This window comes from Bartonella refiksaydamii, from assembly GCF_902652675.1.
In the GTDB taxonomy this organism is placed as follows: domain Bacteria; phylum Pseudomonadota; class Alphaproteobacteria; order Rhizobiales; family Rhizobiaceae; genus Bartonella; species Bartonella refiksaydamii.
This window is the reverse complement of the sequence record NZ_LR736294.1, coordinates 43,553-64,109: the sequence shown is the minus strand read 5'-3', so window position 1 is coordinate 64,109 and position 20,557 is coordinate 43,553. Positions and strand designations below refer to the sequence as shown.

Sequence of the window (20,557 nt, the reverse complement as noted above, 5' to 3'; positions counted from 1 at the left end):
TCCTTGACCGAGGATATCTCCACCATGCACATGCAATTGCTGTGAAGCATTTATCTGCCTTGAATTGGTTATCGTGGAATTGCTGGTATTTTGGCTAGTGATATTGACATCATTCCCCATGATCAAGGCATTTGTTACTATCTCTGCTCTATGTGCTAGAGCAACTATCAAATGTTTTTTCTCTTGAAATTATCAGCTATTTTTCTTAAATCAGCCGTTATTTGTATCCTAGTACGCTTTGCTTTTTTTTAAATTATAAAGTTTAAACGTATAGAAACAAATAACAAGCAAAATAATCCAACTAACACCTACAATCAAAACTGGCCGTGTATCATCGAAAAACCACAACAAAATAAAAATAAAAACCATAAATAAAATAGAAAGAATTGATCCTATGGGCCAAAATGGAATTGGAAATCTTAAACTACACTGTACCTCTTTAGACATTTTTACTCGCATAAAAATTTGCGAAAGCAAAATCATTATCCAAACAAAAACCGTTGCAAATGTTGCCATTGCTGCAATGAGAAAAAAAAGCCCTTCATGGTAAAAATAATTAAGGATAACTCCAAGAAGAAATATGATAAATATCAGTAAAATAACAAAAATTGGTATACCGTTTTTTGATAAATACTGAAATTTTTTTAAAGCATAACCTTCCTGCGATAACCCATGTATCATGCGACAAGCACCGTACATTCCACTATTCATCGCTGAAATAGCCGCCGTAACAACAACAATGTTTAGAATATTTGCTGCGGATGAAATCCCAAGGTTTTCAAAAATTGAAACAAAAGGGCTGTCCATAAGGCCAATTTCATTCCAAGGATAAAGTGACATTAAAATGGCTAACGTCATGATATAAAATAGTAAAATACGAATTGGAGTAGAATTAATTGCCTTTGAGATGGTTTGATGAGGATTTTGTACTTCCATCACTGCCATCCCTATGATTTCTATACCACCAAAAGCAAAAACAACAACGCTAAAACAAGCCAAAAAACCAAACCAACCATTGGGAAAAATACCACCATTTTCCCACAAATTTTGAATACGAACCGCTGAAGAATTTGTACTTGTATTCCAACCACATAAAATAATTGCTATCCCTAAAATAATCATAGCAATGATAGCAATAATTTTAATGAAAGATAGCCAGAACTCCAGTTCACCATACACTTCTACCGCTGCTAAATTAATTCCTGTAATGATCAGTGTAATGCTGAGTGCCCATATCCAAGGTGCAACATCAGGATACCAAAACCCCATATAAGTCGCAAAAGCTGTGATATCAGCTAAACCAACGAGAATCATCTCAAATACATATGTCCATCCCGTTAAAAAACCAGCTAATGGTGATATGTAATTTGCAGCATAACGAGCAAAAGAACCGGACAGTGGATTATGAATAATCATCTCACCGAGAGCTCGCATAACCATAAAAATAGCTAAACCAGCAATACAATAAGCAATTAAAACACTTGGACCAGCAAGCTTAATAGCTTGTGCTGATCCATAAAAAAGACCCGTTCCAATAGCCGAGCCAAGAGCTAAAAAAATAACTTGGCGCTTGCTCATACCTCGTTTCAGTTCATTTGTTACCATTTTTTTCTTTCTTTACTGAAATGTCGATAAAATCCATATCACGACGACAACTCTATGATAAATAAAGTCTCATGTTTCTCTCCCAAATATTGTTTTTAAAAAACATTGCATAATGGCGCGTTAAACACCCAACCTTAGGCAATAAAAAACATTTCTATTGCAAATTATTTAGCTATTTTTATGGACTACAATTTTGTATCATTTTATCAAAATCAAGTGATAATAAAATTTTTTATAATTATCATTTGAGTCATTTTCATATCCTCTACTTTTCTGCAAAAAAAATAGAGGATATAATGCGATATCAATCCGCATACTTTCTTTTCTGTTTACTGAAAAAGAAACTTAAAAACTCGTACAGCTAATTCAGGGATGAGTGCATGAAATTTTCTACTGCGACATTAAGCAAACTCTCCATTATTTTTAGCCAATAACAATCGTAAGTTGTATACAACAGTGGATGAAGCAACTTTTAAATAGCTAAAAATCAGTGATACAGTGAAACTTGCCACTCTCCACAGACTTGAGAAAGTATTTCTCCAACCCATATCTTAAGAAATCTAAACGTTTTTAACACGAAGCTTCTTAAAAAAATGGTCATTGTAGTAGTGACAGCCTTTTCAAATTCTTTTCTAATAGTAGTAAATTCACTCTTTTCTCTAGCGCTTTTATCTAAAATGCCAACGGCAATCATATTTGTCGCCTGAACAGAGATATCTTTCTCTTGTACAACCATAGCAATGAGAACGCCTTCTTGAGATCGGACTCTCCAAAAATTCTCATTAACCTCCACAATTTGTAAAAAACAAAAAACAGCTGTCATTAAAATACATAATGTGTGATTTTTAAACATTTTTCTCTCTCTATTTTGATTTCAAAACATAAAAAGCAACTCTAAAACATCATAAAGCACCTTAAAAAAAGAGAAGCACACAATAAGATTATTAATCTTCACTGGATATAAAACACATAATTTATCCTTTATAAAGGCGAAATTGTAATAAAATATATATGAGATCACAATCTATAACTTGTGATTTTATAGAGGGTATTCTTAAATAAGACAGCCCAAACCACTTCAAAAAACAGTTTCTCAAATATTAGCTTGCATAACCTTGTTTTGATAAATCAAATCGCCATGAGGCATAATATTAGGGAAATAAATTGAGAACAAATACCCAATATAGACGTACCGGCTAATAAACAAGCACATATTTATTTAATTACTCAAGTATATCTAGAGCCACAAAACTATATATGAGAAAATCAAATAATTAACTGTCTTTCCTTCCATATTGATCTCAAAAATAAATATTACTTGGGTCCCAATTGAGGAAAAATTGTTTCCGATATAACGGATAATAAGTATCCTTCACGCACAAGAACATATCCTTTATGAAGATCTGGAGCCATATAGCGATCTCCCTTAAGAGTATCAACATTTTTACGCAGATGCTCCATAACAGACTGCAAAAAGGAGCTTGTTTTTAAAGGCGCACGGTATTCGATTCCTTGTGCTGCAATAAGCGTTTCAATACCAATAATAGTAAAAAGGTTTTCACTCATTGTTAACAATCGACGAGCACCATGACAAGCCATTGAAACGTGATCTTCCTGATTTGCTGAGGTTGGTGTTGAATCAACTGAAGCAGGATGTGCCATTTGTTTATTTTCAGCCATTAAAGCAGCTGCAGTTACTTCAGCAATCATAAAACCTGAATTAAGACCCGCATTTTGCGCTAAAAAAGCTGGAAGTCCATAAGAAACTGCTGGATCAACCATAAGAGCAATACGTCTTTGGGAAAGAGAGCCTATTTCACATAAAGCAAGTGCAATCTGATCAGCAGCAAATGCTACAGGTTCAGCATGAAAATTTCCACCTGATACAACCTCCCCATTCCCTAAAATCAACGGATTATCCGTGACTGCATTCGCTTCAATAATGAGTGTTTTTGCTGCTGCGATAAGAATATCAAAACATGCTCCCATAACCTGTGGTTGGCAACGTATACAGTAAGGATCTTGTACACGATTATCATCACATAAATGTGCAGACCGAATTCCTGAATCCTCTAAAAGCTTTTTTAATGTTTGTGATACAGCAATCTGCCCATAATGCCCTCGTAAAATATGGATATCAGGATGAAACGGTGCCGTTGACCCCATGATGGCATCTGTTGTCAATGCCCCTGCAAGAAGTCCACCACACAAAGCCCGATGACTATGAAAAAGACCCGCAAGGGCAAGTGCTGTTGATGTTTGGGTGCCATTGATAAGAGCTAGTCCTTCTTTTGCTTCTAAAATAATAGGGGATAATCCTGCTTTCTCTAAAGCTGCTGCTCCACCCATACGAATGTTTTGAAAGAATGCTTCTCCCTCTCCTATCATAACAGCAGCCATATGAGCAAGCGGTGCAAGATCACCTGATGCACCAACAGACCCCTTTTCAGGAATAACAGGAATAACACCTTTTGCAAGCATATTTTCTAGCAAATGTACCAACTCTAAACGGACACCAGAAGCCCCTCGCCCTAAAGAAAGAAGCTTTAAGGTCATCATCAAACGCACAATATTTTCTGCTAAAGGTTCTCCCACACCACAACAATGTGATAAAATAAGATTTCTTTGTAAAAGAGCTACATCGTTTGCCGCAATTTTAATCGAAGCCAATTTGCCAAAACCAGTATTAATGCCATAAACTGGCTCACTTCCGGCAGCAATTTCAGCAATACGCTCTGCTCCTTTTTTGATAGCTAAATGTGTGTTACTGTGAAGTTTGCTCACTTTACCATGGAAATAAATAGCTTCAAGTTCACCAAGCGTTACCTCACCTGGTTTTATTATAATAGTCATAATTTTCTTTCTTGTTTATTTAAAGTGTAATACTTAGCATTATTGCCCCTTCTATAAAACAAAAAAGGTACGACTGCTCTCTAGAAGGTTTAAAATAGAACAAATAAATAAAATTTGCCTATTCTTTAATTTATAATGATCATTTACCTTTTTTAGCGTTAATTTAATAAGATTACACATCCCTTTCCATCTTGAAGTGAAATCCATTTTTTATTATTTAAGGAATCTGTTGTGTATTTTTTGTATCATTACTCCCTAAAAATAATAAAAAATCTATTAAATTTATATTGTTAAAATATAAATATAAAAAAATTGATGTATTTATACATACTATAAATAGTGTTAAAATTAAATATATTAAAAAACTCAAAAATTAAAAACGCATATATTAATATAATATATGTTATTCAGTTAAGCTGTAATGCTTAATCAGTAAGAGCCATTCAAAATCACATATTATTCAAATTAAGAGATTAAAATAATAAAAATCGCCTGTAATACATATTGAAGCTTTTGTAGCTTTTTTCTGTTTTAATGTTATTGAAATGCACTAGGGCAGATAATTTAAAATCAATACGATAAGCTTCACCCAAAATATGTGATCTTACCATGGTAGTTATAAAATATGGCAATAGTTAATTTGAGAGACATATCGTGGCGTTGCGAATTAATCCTCCAAGATTTGATATTTTAAAGATCATGCAATACGATACGATTCTCTCACTTAGCAGTATCTAAAAAATCATTATAGCAAAATCTGATTCTTAAATACGCAGAAAATTTTTGAGAGAGCATTAACAACGTCCCGCAGCAAAATGGCAAGATATGATATATGTATAATCTTTTATAACTAAATATTACTGTAAGACAGTATAGAAGTTATACTTTTGATAGCTTTTCGACAATTTTTTTACTACTTATTGTATAGTTTTACGGTAATCGGTTATTTTTTAAATTCACTTCTCAAAACTATTTGTAACTGTATTTATAAAATACCTTCATAATAGCATTTAGCAAACCTTTTACATAAAAACTAGTTATTTATTAACTGTAATACTGTTACACAGAATTATATTGCTCTTGGGTGTGATCACCTTGTGAACAAAGCCGTCTGGTATAAATAGCAACAAAGGATTTGGGCGTTTTGCACTGTTAAAGAGAAGTTCTTAGCACGCCGTTTTTATTGTCAACCATTTCATTAACTTATGAAAATCATAGATCGATACTGCTTTGTGAATAATTTCCATGGAACATTTTCTTAAGCAGATAATAAAAAACGTTCTCACTTTGTTTACAGAAAGAAATTAAAAAATCAGAAATGCAGTTCTTAGATTTCAATCCATTGATGAAGCAAAAAAGGAAAAATGGTTTTACATAATAAACTCTTCCATGGAGCATCGCTTCCCTTTATATCAATATTCAACGTACTTAAAAGAAAAGGTTACATAGATAACAAAAATTTCATTTCTTTAAAATCATTTGCTTATTCTGTACATAACTTAACCGGCAACCCCAACAACCATTTTAATAAAATGGCTGCGTCTTCTTTAAGCAATCCTAGCATAGAAATAATACGAGACAAAACTGAAAAATTTGGTGCACCCGACAGAATTCGAATCTGTGACCTCTGCCTTCGGAGGGCAGCGCTCTATCCAGCTGAGCTACGGGTGCTTAAAACTGAACAGTGATCTTTTAACTGATCATACCCTCAGCTTCAATGATGAATTATCATTTTAAAAAAATACTCGTTTATGGTTTATATCACGATACAATCTTTTCGTCCTATCTTGCTATGATACATAACTTAAACAAATTACTTTTCATGTATATTCTTAAAAAACGGTTTTTATATACAGCTTCAAAATTTCTCAAAAATACACTAGAAAATAAGTTCAAATATCAGGATAATTCTTAATGACCACATTACCAAGCCGCTTTCATTTCATTTCCGCTGAAACTAAAGAAGCCATCAAAGCTACTCATAAATTAATTTCCGTTTATGGTCATTCTTCTCTGGAAGAAGCTGACGTTATTGTTGCAATCGGTGGCGATGGAACAATGTTGCAAACAGTACGAGATGTTATGAACACCGGAAAGCCTATTTACGGCATGAATCAAGGCTCTGTAGGATTTCTTATGAATGAGTTCTATGAACAAAAATTACCAACCCGTATTGCTACCGCACATAAAAAAGAAATTCATCCCTTGCGCATGATTGCAGAAGCTGAATGTCAAGGAACTATTGAAGCACTCGCTATCAATGAAGTTTCTCTCTTTCGCCAATCTTATCAAGCAGCTAAAATTCGTATTACTATTGATAACAACGTACGCATGGAACAATTAAGTTGCGATGGTATCCTTGTTGCCACACCAGCAGGATCCACGGCCTATAATTTGTCAGCACAAGGACCTATTTTGCCTCTCATGGCTCCACTGATGGCACTCACCCCCGTTAGTCCGTTCCGCCCTCGGCGCTGGCATGGAGCATTGCTTCCCAATACAGCAACTGTACGCTTTGATATGCTCGAGTTTGACAAACGTCCTGTAAATGCTGCAGCCGATAATATTGAGGTTAAATCTGTCCATTCAGTTATTATTTCAACAGCAACAGAAGTAACAGCCTCAATCCTGTTTGACTCTAATCATTCGTGGGACGAGCGTATTTTATCAGAACAATTTCGCTACTAAGTTATTGTGTTATGCTTTTTATGCGTATATGGCTGTTATAGTTGACTTTTTTGTGAAGGCACCTTAACCCTCTAAAATAGTGTAGAATACTTAATCTCACGAATAGTTTGGATAGCGAAATTAAAATCGCAGAGCAATTGATAAAAATGATGTCAACTTTAAATAGTTTCGATGATTTAGGTCTTTCCGCAAAGGTAATTAAAGCGGTAAAATCAGCGGGATATACAGTTCCAACGCCTATTCAGAGTGGGACGATTCCCCACGTGCTTCAAAGAAAAGACGTTTTAGGAATTGCTCAAACAGGAACGGGGAAAACAGCTTCTTTCGTTTTGCCTATGCTCACGCTACTTGAAAAAGGTCGCGCGAGAGCGCGAATGCCCCGTACTCTCATATTAGAACCAACACGGGAACTTGCAGCTCAAGTTGAAGAAAATTTCGATAAATACGGAATAAATCATCGTCTAAATGTTGCACTTTTGATTGGCGGTGTTTCTTTTGAGCAGCAAGATCGTAAACTTGAACGAGGAGCTGATGTTCTTATAGCAACACCAGGACGTCTTCTTGATCATTTTGAACGCGGTAAATTGCTCCTGATGGGTGTTGAAATTCTTGTTATTGATGAAGCTGATCGCATGTTGGATATGGGATTTATTCCTGATATTGAACGCATCTGTAAACTAACCCCCTTTACGCGTCAAACTTTGTTTTTTTCGGCAACAATGGCGCCAGAAATTATCAAACTAACAAAGCAGTTTTTACATTCTCCTGTATCTGTTGAAGTTACAAAAGCATCCTCAACAGCCACCACAATTACACAACGACTCGTCAAATCTGGAAATAAGCCATGGGATAAAAGAGCTGTTTTGCGAGAACTTATCCACAATGAAGGCAATGACCTTAAAAATGCTATTATTTTTTGCAATCGAAAGAGGGATATCTCCGAACTTTTTAGGTCGCTCATCAGACATCATTTTAGTGTAGGCGCCCTTCATGGGGATATGGACCAATATTCACGCACAAATACATTGGCCGATTTTAAAAATAACAAAATCACACTTCTTGTTGCTTCTGATGTTGCTGCCCGTGGACTCGATATCCCAGCTGTAAGCCATGTTTTCAACTATGATGTTCCTACACATGCTGAAGACTATATTCATCGAATTGGTCGTACAGGACGTGCAAATCGTAGTGGAAAAGCTTTTACAATCGTCACAAAAGATGACCAGAAATATGTCAATGCTATTGAGGAAATGAGCAACGAAAAAATTGAATGGCTCAATGGAGATCTCTCTACTTTAACGGCCGATGATCAAGAAGACGACATCGTTTTAAAGAAAAAATCTCCAAAACCGTCTAAGAAAACTGCTCCCAAAGAACGTATTGTTCCAACCAAAAAGTCTTTAAAAAATGATAAAGTAGATTACGTTCAAACCGAAAAGAATAAATTAAAACCGTCTGAGCAACATCATCCTCAAAAAAATAAGGATTTTTCTCCTCTTGGATTTGGCGGTGATATCCCAGCATTTATGCTCATAAAAACCCGCACTTAAACTAGAAACTTACTCTCCTTGAAGTGTCAATCTTTCTATTACTTTCTCACGTCCTAAGAGCTGCAAAAGTTTTCCCATTTCAGGTCCATGGTCCATTCCAGTAAGCACCTGACGTAATGGCATAAACAGAGCTTTTCCGCTGCGACCTGTTTTCCCTTTTAATGCCGTTGTCCAAACTTTCCAACTTTCATCATTCAATGCACCTTCAGGCAAGAAATTGAGTGACTTACGCACAAATGCACGATCCTCAAGCGTCACTTTATCAAAGTTCTGCTGTTCATCATGAATCATTTTCCACCACAAAACAGCATCATTTACTTTGTCAATATTGCCTCTTATCACATTCCAAAAACACTCTGCTTTGTCTCCATCAATAGAAAGATTTTTAAGTCGCGTTTTAACTTCCGCATAGGTTAACTCATGCACAAGATAACTATTCAAAGCAAAAAGATCAGCAATATCAAATTTCGCAACTGATTTTGACGTATCTTGTAGATTAAAATGCTCTAAAAGCGCTGCTTGATTGGGATACGGATGCACATTTTGTGATGTCCCAATTAAAACAGCAAAGCATTGAACAGCAATAGATTCAAATCCTTCCTCTCGTAGAGAGCGAATAGAAAGATCATTGTTACGTTTTGAAAGCCCTTTTCCTAAAACTGTAGACAATAAATTGATATGGCCAAAAACTGGCAATTCTGCACTGAGAGCTTTAAAAAGAGCAATCTGAGCGCCTGTATTTGTAATGTGATCATCCCCACGAATAATATGGGTAATGGCCATATCTATATCATCAACGACAGAAGGCAATGTATAAAGATAACTTCCATCTTCACGAATTAAAATAGGATCTGAAAGAGAGGACAAATCAATCGTCTGTTTTCCTTTTACCGCATCATTCCAGCAAATTTCTGTTCGCCTTGTTTGCAAGGGATTATTTTCAAAATTAGGGAGAAGAAAACGCCAATGAGGTTTACGACCTTGCAATTCAAATGCTTTTCTATCTTCTGGTGTTAATTTCAATGCAGCGCGATCATAAATAGGGGGTAATTTGCGAGAAAGTTGGATTTTACGGCGCCGATCTAATTCTTCCGCAGTCTCATAACAGGGATAAAGAAGACCACGTTGTTTGAGAGTTTCCGCAACTTCATCATATCGACTAAACCGTTTAGATTGATAATAAATCTCATCTGGTTGAATACCAAGCCACTCAAGATCAACTGCAATAGCATCAATATATTCTTGTTTAGAGCGCTCAACATCTGTATCGTCGTAACGCAAAATAAACGCTCCATTATGCGCTTGCGCATAAAGCCAGTTGAACAAGGCACTACGGGTATTGCCAATGTGAATATAACCTGTTGGAGAAGGTGCAAAGCGGACTTTTATCATAAAATAATGCTCAAATTTTATCACGAAACCGATTTACAATGGGATAACGACGATCACGCCCGAAGTTTTTATAACTGATTTTTACGCCGGGTGCAGATTGTCGTCTTTTGTATTCGGCCACATAAATAAGATGTTCAATTTTTTCAACTGTTTCCCGTAAATATCCACGTTTAACAATATCACAAACACTCATGTCATTTTCTACAAGAGATTGCAAGATATCATCTAAGACAGGATAAGGCGGAAGAGAGTCTTCATCTTTTTGATTTTCCTGAAGCTCAGCAGAAGGTGCTTTTTTTATAATATTGGGTGGGATCACAATCCCTTCTGGACCCAACAAATTTTTCAAGTGATTTTTATTGCGCCACTTCGCTAATGCATAAACCTGCATTTTATAAATATCTTTAATAGGATTAAACCCTCCATTCATATCACCATAGAGTGTTGCATATCCAACGGCCATTTCTGACTTATTGCCTGTTGTTACCACCATTGAGCCAAATTTATTTGAAAGCGCCATCAAGATAGTACCACGTATACGACTTTGAAGATTTTCTTCTGTCGCATCAGATGGCAACCCTAAAAAAATAGGTGCCATTGTCTTCAAAAAAACCTCAACAGGTTGCACAATTGGTATTACTTCATAGTGACATCCTAAAAGACGTGCACACTCCTTAGCATCTTTCAATGATTCTTGTGAAGTATAATGATAGGGCATCATTATGGTGCGAACCCTCTCAGCGCCAAGAGCATCCACTGCCATTGCTGTACAAAGAGCTGAATCAATTCCTCCTGAAAGACCAAGAATAACATCCTTAAAACGATTTTTATTGACGTAATCTCCTAACCCCAAAACACAAGCTTGGTAATCAGCAGCTAATCCATTAAGAAGATTTTCATTTGGTCCAGAAATACATTGCCATCCTGCCGTTTTTCTCTGCCAATGACTTAAAGCAATATGGCTTTCAAAATGTTTCATTTGAAACATCATTTTGCTTTGCCCATTTAGTGCAAAAGATCCCCCATCAAAAACAAGCTCATCCTGCCCTCCAACGGGATTAGCATAAATAATCGGCAGGCCAGATTGAAGCGCTTGCACACGAACAACTTCTATACGCTTTAGTGCTTTATTACGATAATAAGGAGAGCCATTAAGAACGAGAATGATCTCTGCTCCTTTATTGCCAAGCTTTGCACACAAAGAAGAATCATTCCAAATATCTTCACAAATCACTATTCCTAATCTTATCCCCTGATAGACAATTGGCTCAGGATATGGACCTGGGGAAAATAGTCGTTTTTCGTCAAATTCAGCATAATTAGGTAAATCAAACTTGAAGCTTTCAGCAACTATCTGTCCTTCATCGAGAATCACGGCACTATTATAAATATTATTATTACGCCTGAGAGGAAGACCAATTACAATTCCTGGTCCCCCTACTGTTATCTTTGCTAATTTCTTAACAGCATCTTCACATGTTTTTATAAAAGCAGGTTTAAGAACAAGATCTTCCGGCGGATAAGCACTGATAAAAAGCTCCGTGAATAAAACAAGATCAGCACCTTCTGCTTTAGCCATTTGATGCGCCATAACGGCAAGAGAATAATTTCCTTCAATATCACCAACGATAGGATTTAATTGGGCAACTGCTACCCGAAAATCATGTTTCATAAGTCTTTATATCATTTCATCAGCTTGACAACCACAACTTTATTTTAATTATTGAAAACATTTCTTTTCAAAAAAACTCTTCTCCCATAAACATTTTAAATGGAATATGATGGGGCTTTTTGTCTAACAATTTGCAGCAAAATCCACTGAATCAGTATCACGATTTTTCTTAAGCAGTTCTGCAACAAGAAAAGCTAGTTCTAACGCTTGATCTGCATTTAATCGCGGGTCACACTGGGTATGATAACGATTAGACAAATCTTCCACAGAAATAGCATGTGCCCCACCTGTACATTCTGTTACATCACGACCAGTCATTTCAATATGAATACCTCCTGGATAAGTTCCCTCTCCATAATGTACTGAAAAAAAATTCTCTACCTCCTTTAACACATAATCAAAGGGACGCGTCTTATAACCATTTACAGTAACCGTATTGCCATGCATTGGATCACACGACCATATAACCTTACGCTTCTCGCGCTCAATTGCTTGAATCAATTTGGGAAGATAATTCTCAACCTTATCATAGCCAAAACGCGTAATGAGCGTCAATCGTCCTGGGTCATTTTCAGGGTTTAGAATATCAATTAACCTCAAAAGCTCATCGGGCTCAATGGAAGGGCCACACTTCAATCCAAGTGGATTTTTAATACCACGACAATATTCAACGTGCGCATGATCAATTTGACGTGTACGATCTCCAATCCATAGCATATGACCAGAGGTTGCATACCAATCTCCAGAAGTCGAATCAATCCGCGTCAAAGCCTCTTCATAGCCAAGCAAAAGCGCTTCATGACTGGTATAAAAAGATGTTTCACGTAATGAAAAATTTGTTTTGGACGTAATCCCTATGGAACGCATAAAATCAATCGCTTCCGAAATACGTTTTGCCAATAACTCGTATCGCTCGCCCTGCGGGCTATTAGAAACAAAACTCAACATCCATGTATGGACATTTTCTAAATCGGCGTACCCCCCTTGTGAAAAAGCACGCAAAAGATTCAATGTTGCTGCAGACTGGCGATAAGCCATAGACATTCGTTGCGGATCAGGAATACGAGAATCCACGCTAAATTCAATACCATTAATAATATCCCCCCGATAAGAAGAAAGCTCAACTCCTCCTTTGCTTTCCGTATCAGAAGAGCGTGGCTTTGCAAACTGACCTGCGATGCGACCGATTTTAACAACGGGTTTAGAACTGCCAAAAGTTAAAACAATCGCCATTTGCAAAAATACACGAAAAAAATCACGAATATTATCAGCTTCATGTTCTGCAAAGCTTTCTGCACAATCTCCACCTTGTAATAAAAAAGCCTGACCTTGTGCAACAGCTGCTAATTCATTTTGCAAATCACGTGCTTCACCGGCAAAAACCAAAGGTGGATAGCTACGTAGCTTTCGTTCAACATCTGCTAACACAGATTTATCCGGATAAATCGGAACTTGTTTAATTGGTCTTGTTCTCCAAGAGTCAGGCGCCCATTCTTTTATCATTGCACTCTCTCCAGAGCTAAAAATCACAGCTTATCGTATTAAAATTTGTTCGCTTACCACAACATGTGCTGTTCAATTTTCTATTTTCTTCCCATTTTCATAGATATAACTTGGCTTATACATCGTTACCAATTCTTCTGCCATAGTTGGATGCACTGCCATAGTTTCATCAAAAACATCTTTTGTCAGCTTTCCCTTGAGAGATATGCCAAGGAGCTGTGCCATCTCACCAGCGTTCTCCCCTAAAATATGGGCACCCACAACAATACGACTTTCACCATCAACAATAAGCTTCATAAATATTTTTTCCGAGCTCTCAGAAAAAACATTGCGCATAGAACGAAAAACTGTACGATAAATCTCGAGACGTTTATAACGATGTAGCGCATCTTCTTCTGAAAGACCCACCGTTCCAATCTCAGGTTGTGAAAAAACCGCCGTCGGCATTAAATCATAATCAGGTGTCGTGGATATATTCTCAAATGCAGTCTTAACGAAACATATTGCATCATGAATCGCAACAGGTGTTAATTGAATATGACCTGTTACATCACCTACAGCCCAAATGTGGGGAACATTTGTTGTCATTCTTTCATCAACAATAACTGCACCAAACTCATTCACTTTAACACCTGCTCGCTCGAGTCCTAAACCCATTGTATTTGGTACGCGCCCCGTGGCTAACATTACCTGATCAGTACTGATCGTTTGCCCACTGGATAAAGTGACATTATAACAATTTCCTAAAGCTTGCACTTTGGAAACTGTCTCCCCGTAGATAATGGAAATCCCTTTTTCAACCATTGCATCACTGAGCAGTTGTCGCAAATCATGATCAAAGTTACGAAGAATTAGATCACCTCGATGAAGAAGTGTTGTTTTCACACCTAACTCATAAAAAATGCTAGCAAATTCAACACCAATATACCCGCCACCAACAATTACTATTGATTTTGGGAGTTTTTCAAGGTCAAAAATTTCATTGGAAGTAAGACACAAATCACTGCCTTTTATTGCAGTACTTGATGCAATTTTTGCACCCGTCGCGATTAAGATTTTTTCTGCGCTTACCCGTTCACCTGTAACAGAAAGCTCTAATGTATGATCATCCACAAAGATAGCGCGACTTTCATAAATATGAACATTATTATTTCGCAGTCCTTGGCGATAAATCCCTTCCAATCTTGATATTTCTTTATTTTTAGCTGCAACTAAATTTTCCCAACTAAAAACTGGTTCAGCATATTTCCAACCGAAACCAACGCTTTTACGGAACTCATTTGCATATTGTGAGGCATAAACATACAATTTCTTCGGAACACAACCGCGAATAACACAAGTCCCCCCTATACGATACTCCTCTGCTATAGCAACACGCTTCCCAAGTCCTCCAGCAAGGCGTGCAGCACGCACCCCACCAGAACCGCTTCCAATAACGAATAAATCAAAGTCAAAAGAACCCACGAACTATCCCTTCTTCATACGTATGCAATAATAAGCTATGATCATTCATCATCAAATGAAAACCTTTTTATTTTTCAAGCAGCATTTTCTATTATAAATAAAGTAATATCCTGAAAAGATCTGCTTTTATTAAAAACAGCGGGGACACCGCTGATTTTTAAAATAAACTCAAAGAATCATACACTTGAACAATATAAATCAAACTATTTTTGATTTTTTGAAGAGCCCGATTTTATAGGCGTAACGGAGTTGTTTAAATGAAGTGTTTCAGACATCTCCTTTTTCACATTTTTTATAAGATCCTGCATAAGAGCAGAACGCCACATATCAAATGTAGAATAAGCATCACGCGCAATATTTGGAACTTCAGCTAAAAACTTTTTACCAGTATCAGAACTATAGAATGCCGTAATTGCATCAAGTTCTTCTTGGGTAAAATATTTTGCATACACATGAGCAATCTCTTTTTCTAAATCAGAGCGCCGCTTAGCTAAAGCAAGTGCCTGTTTATCAACAATATCAGAAATAGAAGTTGCCAAATTGGGATCGTCACTGATCAATTCATTTTTGAGATCATGCGCCGCACTCGGTAAAAAACTATCAAACTGATCAGTTGCACGAATAGCACCGATAGCCTTTCTTGCTGAATCTAAATGCTGATCACTCACGCCTTGTGCATAAACCATCCCAACATTGATTACCAAAATGGCAACCGCACCACAATACGCTACAAAACGCTGAAAAGAAAATATTGCTTTCATTTAATGATTACCCTGATGACTAAATTATAATCCAAATTCTTTAATTTTATCCAAAACTTTCAACACCCTTTTTATTGTGCTAGCATATCCTCATGCAAATTGTCTTCTCTAAAATTAAACGGTTCTAAAATTTTTATTTGTCCACTAGACATTGCTATAACTGCACGCGAAGCCAATCCCAAAAAAAGGCCATGCTCCACAACACCAGGAATAGCAAGAAGCGAATCCGATAATAGCTTTGGCTGTAAAATATGCCCCCAAGATGCATCAAAAATGAAATGACCACCATCTGTTTCAAAAGGAGTCCCTCCATTCATACGTAATACAACTTCTCCAGAAAGCCCTAAATCAGCGGCTACTTTTTCGATAGCTCTGCGTGTAGTATACATACCAAACGGATTCACTTCAATCGGTAATGCAAAAGCACCAAGTCTTTTTACCATCTTTGTTTCATCAGCAATAATAAGCATTGCACGAGAAGCCGATGCTACAATTTTTTCATGTAACAGTGCTCCCCCTCCCCCTTTAATGAGAGACAACCCTGGACCAATTTCATCAGCCCCATCAATATCAAGGTCTAGTTCAGGTATCTGTTCTAATGTACTGATAGGCACCCCAAATTTACGACAGAGTTGCTCAGAATACCGTGAGGTAGCAACACCAATCACACGAAGACCATCTGCAACACGCTCACCTAAGAGGCGAATAAATTCATTTACCGTCGAACCAGATCCGATACCAAGCCGCATATCATCTTCAACAAATTCAAGTGCTTTAACAGCCACCACTTTCTTTAACTGCTGAACATTCATGAATTACTTTACCTTTTACCAATCAGCGATATCTATTAAAAATCGATAATATATGAATCTATGACCTCAATCTGCCATAAATTTGCCCATTACCTTTTTATTAAAAAAGTGTTAATGATTATAAAGACATATGATAATAATAAAATAAAATAATTAACAATTTTATCTCTTTATAAAATCCATTGACATTTTTCGTATCAAATAAGCATTTTTAGTTTATCTTTCACTATGAATGAGGTGCATGCATAAAATGCTCCTACAAGATTATATATTGTTCAGATATCAATAAACCGTCTGTTTTGAAAAACTACAAACAATTGAGGCAGCTCTAGCGAAATTGATACCCCTATAACAAAAATATAATAAAGCATAATCGGAAAAATGTGCCGATCATTTCCTATTCTGTTGTTGCTTGGCATCAAGAAGGATCGAGAACGCGATAAGTTATAGAGTCCTTGTGGAAGGCTGCCTGTATATATTCCACGGTCTATAAAACCCCTTTGAAGACCAAATGACATCACCACTTTTGGTCATCATAACACTCCCTCGTGATAGCAATTGTTGGGGAGTAAATATTATTTTTGTCTTCTTGTTACATGTTTGATTACTCATTGCCAATGTATTAACTATAATGTCTGCCTCTATGCATTGATCTGTTTTTCCACGCAAGATGACCACTCTTAATCCATTTTCTAATAAGGACGCACAAACATGGTTATCACAAACAAACTGCTCATAAAACGAAGGACCATATTTCGTTGGTTTTATCATCTCATTCACACGAAATGATTGTTCCCATATGGAAGTTGTGAATTTAGAAATATGGTAACGATCAATATATAATTTCTTTTTATTAATAACCCCCACGAGTTTCATATTATCTGCTATAATGAGTTGTATAGGTGGATACGACCAACAAACATAAATACCAGCCAAGATAAAAAGACAAAAAAAGAACCTGATGGATGTTTTGAAAAAAATTAACCCAACCAAACCTATACTCAATAAAACTAACGCAGATAATGGCATAAATCCAGGATTCAAATCAGGAGAAATTGCTTTTATAGCGTGAGCAATTTTTATCACAAGACCAACACCAAAACCCATAATTTGAAGCGGCAACCATTCAAGTCCCCAAAACATTGCAAGGACTGCGATTAATCCAAAAGGTATAATGAGGATTGATACTATTGGCAATGCTAATGCATTACTGATAATGCTAAAAGTTGCAATATTGGAAAAATGATAAGCAGCATAAATTCCACTAGCAGTCCCCGCCACAAATGAAGATACACATGTTGAAAGTATCGTTAAGAGCACAAAACGAATCACTCCACCTCCAACGTAAGATGGTGTTGTTTTTCTTTTACGAAAAAATGAACTCCCGCTCCACCAATCAAAAGACGCAATCAAAGCTGCCGTTGCAGAAAAAGACATTTGAAAGCTGGGACCTAATATTTCATGCGGCGTAACAGCAAGGGTTATCAAACCTGCAATAGCAAAATTACGTATTGTTACAGCAGAACGATTACACAATACAGCAATCAACATAACAGCAATCATCACAAAACTTCTCTGTGCTGATACAGCGGCGCCAGAGAGTACCAAATAAAAAGCTGTCATCATTAATGCCGCAATGGCAGCGAATTTTTTAGCAGAATAATAGGATGAAAAAATTGGGAAAAGTGCTAAAAAACTGCGGATGCACACAAGAACTATGCCACTCAACAGAGCCATATGCAAACCTGATATTGATAAAATGTGTGCTAATCCAACTGTACGCAATGCTTCATTTGTATCATTTGAAATACCACCCCGCTGTCCCGTTATAAGAGCAGCCGCAACACTACCTTTTTCTCGATCAATTGCTGTACGGATTCTCTGTGTCAGATTTGTCCGTAAATTTTCAATTTTCTGTCGGACTATATTTAATATTTTATCCGACTGTAAAATTGATATTTTAATTGGTTTTCCTAAATAAACTCCCTGAGCTCCAATTCCTTTAAAATAATTATGGAAACTAAAATCGTAGCCTCCTGGGCGTACCGCCCCAGATAACGCACGGATCTTGACTTTCCCATATAGGCCATCACCAATTGCTAATCCATAGGGTAAATACCTTGCTAACAAACGAATTCGACGAGGACTATGGTGTAATATTGGCTTTTTTGTACTCAAAACATCTAGAACTAAACGAAAGCCCCCATTTTGCCTTGAATCAATAGAAACAATCCTTCCTGTCAATGTGGTAACAACGTCTCCACTCAACATTATTGTAGATACACGCCACGTTTCTATTTTTGCTGCCAAAGCACCCAATACAATACAAAACAAAAATCCCGTGATAATCCATACTTTCCTATAAAAACGTGAAACATACAGTATTCCAAGAAAGATGATAACCAACACACCAATTTTCCCCCAGCTTGGCTCTCTCTCCACACTAAAATAATAAAGGATGCCTAAGGAAAAAAAGATTAAAATCAATGAAAAAAGAATTCCAAAAGAAATTTCTTTGTTTATGCAATCTACCAACCACTTCCAGAAAAAATTTATTGCTTCTTTTAAAAGTGTAAATAAAAAAATCTTTGCTTTGTTAAAGCTACCGTTATTCGTATTATAAAGCGTAGAAAAAGCATCCAGCCGTATCACACTCAACTTTTTGCTTTCTATCAAACTGCTTATGGATAAAATATCCTTAACTTTATTTTGATTAAACATCCGCAAATCCCCACTTTACTTATAATGCGGCTCTTGCACACCTTATCATCTATGCTAACATACCTCCTCCATAAAGTTCCATAAGTTAATTTAAAGGAAGATATCCGTGCCCGTTATTACCCGTTTTGCTCCCTCACCAACAGGCTTCCTTCATATTGGTGGTGCCCGTACTGCCCTCTTTAATTGGCTTTATGCAAAACATACTGGGGGAAAAATGCTTCTACGGATTGAAGATACAGATCGAGAGCGCTCAACAGAAGCAGCTGTAGAAGCCATTATAAATGGCTTACACTGGATAGGACTTAGCTACGACGGTGATCCTATTTCACAATTCGAGCGGGCAGAACGTCATCGACAAGTTGCTGAACAATTAGTAAAAGATGGTAAAGCTTATTATTGCTACGCTTCTCCTGAAGAATTGGCTGAAATGCGTGAAAATGCCCGTATAGAAGGCCGACCACCGCGTTATGATGGACGTTGGCGAGATCGTGATATTTCTGAAGCTCCAAAAGATATCAAACCTGTTATTCGCATCAAAGCTCCCCAACATGGGGAAACAATCGTGCGCGACCGCGTTCAAGGTGATGTTCGCTTTCCTAATAAAGATCTAGATGATTTTATTATTTTGCGTTCCGATGGCTCACCCACCTATATGCATGCTGTCGTCGTGGATGATCATGATATGGGGATAACACATATCATACGCGGCGATGATCATCTCACAAATGCAGCCCGTCAAACAATCATTTTCAATGCAATGGGATGGGATATTCCTATTATGGCGCATATTCCACTTATCCATGGTGAAAATGGTGCAAAATTATCAAAGCGGCATGGCGCACTAGGTGTCGATGCTTATCGAACAATGGGATACCTTCCTGCTGCTTTGCGCAATTACCTCGTCCGTCTAGGTTGGAGTCATGGTGATGACGAACTCATGTCAATCGAAGACATGATTTCTTGGTTTGATATCGATGATATTAATAAGGGTGCAGCGCGTTTTGATCTCAAAAAGCTCGATGCCATTAACGGACACTATATACGCATGAGTAATGACCAAGACCTCTTTGATGCCGCTCTTAATATTTTACCAGAAATTGAAGGTGGATTACAAATAATTGAAACACTTAATGAACAACAACGTACTCAATTTCTAAAAGCTATACCAAATTTGAAAGAACGTTCAAAAACGCTGTGTGAACTCATTGATAATGCTTCCTTCATTTTTACGCCACGGCCGTTACTTCTCGATGAAAAAGCACAAACACTCTTAGATAAAAATGGGCTAGCTATCTTAGAAGGTATCTATCTTACCCTGAAAACATGCTCTCATTGGGATGTAAAAAGCTTGGATGAAACTCTTCGACATTACACAGAAAGACAAAATCTCAAATTTGGAGCTGTTGCCCAACCTCTTCGCGCAGCTCTCACAGGACGTGCAACATCACTGGGAGTCTTTGATGTTCTTGCTTTATTAGGACAGGATGAGTCTCTTAACCGCATCAATGACCAACTTATAACAACGAAATACTAATG

At 36.9% G+C, this 20,557-nt stretch carries 13 protein-coding genes and 1 tRNA gene; 3 read left to right on the top strand and 11 right to left on the bottom strand.

The genetic code is table 11. The features are described from left to right. Positions 1-228: 228 nt before the first annotated feature. The 4 genes from GQO39_RS03715 to GQO39_RS03700 form a co-directional block, all read right to left on the bottom strand. A complete protein-coding gene (locus GQO39_RS03715; protein ID WP_156850999.1) occupies positions 229-1,605 on the bottom strand; it encodes an amino acid permease in 1,377 nt (458 codons plus the stop codon). Positions 1,606-2,092: 487 nt separating this feature from the next. After that, a complete protein-coding gene (locus GQO39_RS03710; protein ID WP_156850998.1) occupies positions 2,093-2,458 on the bottom strand; it encodes a hypothetical protein in 366 nt (121 codons plus the stop codon). A gap of 461 nt (positions 2,459-2,919) precedes the next feature. Beyond that, a complete protein-coding gene (gene hutH, locus GQO39_RS03705; RefSeq protein WP_156850997.1) occupies positions 2,920-4,458 on the bottom strand; it encodes a histidine ammonia-lyase in 1,539 nt (512 codons plus the stop codon). 1,594 nt (positions 4,459-6,052) lie between these two features. Continuing rightward, a tRNA-Arg gene (locus GQO39_RS03700) sits at positions 6,053-6,129 on the bottom strand. A gap of 243 nt (positions 6,130-6,372) precedes the next feature. Between GQO39_RS03700 and GQO39_RS03695 the strand changes: the two genes are divergently transcribed. Further along, entirely contained in the window at positions 6,373-7,146 is a 774-nt protein-coding gene (locus tag GQO39_RS03695; protein ID WP_156850996.1) for an NAD kinase, read from the top strand. Positions 7,147-7,292: 146 nt separating this feature from the next. Continuing rightward, entirely contained in the window at positions 7,293-8,696 is a 1,404-nt protein-coding gene (locus tag GQO39_RS03690) for a DEAD/DEAH box helicase (RefSeq protein WP_156850995.1), read from the top strand. 9 nt (positions 8,697-8,705) lie between these two features. Here GQO39_RS03690 and gltX (GQO39_RS03685) read toward each other — a convergent pair whose 3' ends face one another. From gltX (GQO39_RS03685) to GQO39_RS03655, 7 genes are all read right to left on the bottom strand, one after another. Further along, on the bottom strand, positions 8,706-10,088 hold the full coding sequence (gene gltX, locus GQO39_RS03685) for a glutamate--tRNA ligase (RefSeq protein WP_156850994.1): 1,383 nt from the start codon (positions 10,086-10,088) through the stop codon (positions 8,706-8,708). Between the two features lie 10 nt (positions 10,089-10,098). Then, the gene (locus GQO39_RS03680; protein ID WP_156850993.1) at positions 10,099-11,760 is read right to left on the bottom strand and encodes an NAD+ synthase; all 1,662 of its coding nucleotides are present in this window, start codon (positions 11,758-11,760) and stop codon (positions 10,099-10,101) included. 123 nt (positions 11,761-11,883) lie between these two features. Continuing rightward, positions 11,884-13,263 (bottom strand): class II 3-deoxy-7-phosphoheptulonate synthase, encoded by a 1,380-nt coding sequence (locus GQO39_RS03675; protein WP_156850992.1) that lies wholly within the window; start codon positions 13,261-13,263, stop codon positions 11,884-11,886. Positions 13,264-13,335: 72 nt separating this feature from the next. After that, complete coding sequence (gene gorA / locus GQO39_RS03670) at positions 13,336-14,727, bottom strand: glutathione-disulfide reductase (protein ID WP_156850991.1); 1,392 nt, start codon at positions 14,725-14,727, stop codon at positions 13,336-13,338. A 203-nt stretch (positions 14,728-14,930) separates the two neighbouring features. Further along, the gene (locus tag GQO39_RS03665) at positions 14,931-15,488 is read right to left on the bottom strand and encodes a DUF2059 domain-containing protein (RefSeq protein ID WP_156850990.1); all 558 of its coding nucleotides are present in this window, start codon (positions 15,486-15,488) and stop codon (positions 14,931-14,933) included. Positions 15,489-15,559: 71 nt separating this feature from the next. Further along, the gene (gene rpiA, locus GQO39_RS03660; RefSeq protein ID WP_156850989.1) at positions 15,560-16,300 is read right to left on the bottom strand and encodes a ribose-5-phosphate isomerase RpiA; all 741 of its coding nucleotides are present in this window, start codon (positions 16,298-16,300) and stop codon (positions 15,560-15,562) included. A gap of 444 nt (positions 16,301-16,744) precedes the next feature. Next, positions 16,745-19,021 carry a ComEC/Rec2 family competence protein gene (locus GQO39_RS03655; protein ID WP_156850988.1) on the bottom strand — a complete coding sequence of 759 codons (2,277 nt, stop codon included), beginning with the start codon at positions 19,019-19,021 and terminating at the stop codon, positions 16,745-16,747. A gap of 106 nt (positions 19,022-19,127) precedes the next feature. Here GQO39_RS03655 and gltX (GQO39_RS03650) point away from each other — a divergent pair, with 106 nt between their 5' ends. Further along, positions 19,128-20,555, top strand: coding sequence for a glutamate--tRNA ligase (gene gltX, locus GQO39_RS03650; RefSeq protein WP_156850987.1), 1,428 nt, complete (start codon positions 19,128-19,130; stop codon positions 20,553-20,555). The last annotated feature ends 2 nt before the right edge of the window (positions 20,556-20,557 follow it).

Excerpts from the sequence above, each read along its gene's own strand:
- GQO39_RS03715 (WP_156850999.1), bottom strand. The coding sequence starts at position 1,605 with ATGGTAACAAATGAACTGAAACGAGGTATGAGCAAGCGCCAAGTTATT.
- GQO39_RS03710 (WP_156850998.1), bottom strand. The coding sequence starts at position 2,458 with ATGTTTAAAAATCACACATTATGTATTTTAATGACAGCTGTTTTTTGT.
- hutH (WP_156850997.1), bottom strand. The coding sequence starts at position 4,458 with ATGACTATTATAATAAAACCAGGTGAGGTAACGCTTGGTGAACTTGAA.
- GQO39_RS03695 (WP_156850996.1), top strand. The coding sequence starts at position 6,373 with ATGACCACATTACCAAGCCGCTTTCATTTCATTTCCGCTGAAACTAAA.
- GQO39_RS03690 (WP_156850995.1), top strand. The coding sequence starts at position 7,293 with ATGATGTCAACTTTAAATAGTTTCGATGATTTAGGTCTTTCCGCAAAG.
- gltX (WP_156850994.1), bottom strand. The coding sequence starts at position 10,088 with ATGATAAAAGTCCGCTTTGCACCTTCTCCAACAGGTTATATTCACATT.
- GQO39_RS03680 (WP_156850993.1), bottom strand. The coding sequence starts at position 11,760 with ATGAAACATGATTTTCGGGTAGCAGTTGCCCAATTAAATCCTATCGTT.
- GQO39_RS03675 (WP_156850992.1), bottom strand. The coding sequence starts at position 13,263 with ATGATAAAAGAATGGGCGCCTGACTCTTGGAGAACAAGACCAATTAAA.
- GQO39_RS03665 (WP_156850990.1), bottom strand. The coding sequence starts at position 15,488 with ATGAAAGCAATATTTTCTTTTCAGCGTTTTGTAGCGTATTGTGGTGCG.
- rpiA (WP_156850989.1), bottom strand. The coding sequence starts at position 16,300 with ATGAATGTTCAGCAGTTAAAGAAAGTGGTGGCTGTTAAAGCACTTGAA.
- GQO39_RS03655 (WP_156850988.1), bottom strand. The coding sequence starts at position 19,021 with ATGTTTAATCAAAATAAAGTTAAGGATATTTTATCCATAAGCAGTTTG.